The sequence below is a fragment of the Mesorhizobium sp. M0276 genome, from assembly GCF_040321755.1.
In the GTDB taxonomy this organism is placed as follows: Bacteria; Pseudomonadota; Alphaproteobacteria; order Rhizobiales; family Rhizobiaceae; genus Mesorhizobium.
Window position 1 is genome coordinate 1 of the sequence record NZ_JAMYSC010000171.1, and the last position, 560, is coordinate 560.

Consider the following 560-nt stretch of genomic DNA (forward strand, 5'->3'; position numbering starts at 1 on the left):
TCGGCTTGGATCGGGCTCGTGCCGAAGCAAAACTCGAGCGGGGGTAAGGAGAAGCTCGGCAGCATCTCCAAGGCAGGTAATCGCTACCTGCGCCAGCTGCTCGTCGTCGGGGCGATGGCCGTCATCCGCTACGCGGAGCGGAACGGGACCAGGCGCCCCTGGCTCGTGCAGTTGATGGCACGACGAACGACCAAGGTCGCGGCGGTTGCGCTGGCTAACAAGACAGCCCGCATGGTCTGGGCATTGATGACCGGCGGCGAGCGCTATAGGGAGCCGGTCATCGCGTAGAACGAAACAAGGCGTGCTATCGCCGACGAGGTTGGAAAGGGCGGACAGGAGCTAATGCACAAAGCCGGTTGAAACCGCCGGATCGGGAAAACCCACTGGGGCCGTGCACCATAAGTGCGAGCTTTCGATCGGGACCTGAGACGCGCGAATGGCATTATGGCCAGCGGCACATGAAAGGCCGCACCTACAGGTCGGATACATGGCCGCACCAACCAGCAACTGCAAAAGCTCACAAATCCCTTGCCAACGGAGAGCCGTCCATACACGGCCCC

1 protein-coding gene is annotated in these 560 nt (G+C 62.1%); it reads left to right on the top strand.

What is annotated here, in order from left to right:
- On the top strand, positions 1 to 288 hold a 288-nt coding region (locus NKJ01_RS36320; protein WP_352735408.1), incomplete at its 5' end, for a transposase.
- Positions 289 to 560: the final 272 nt, after the last annotated feature.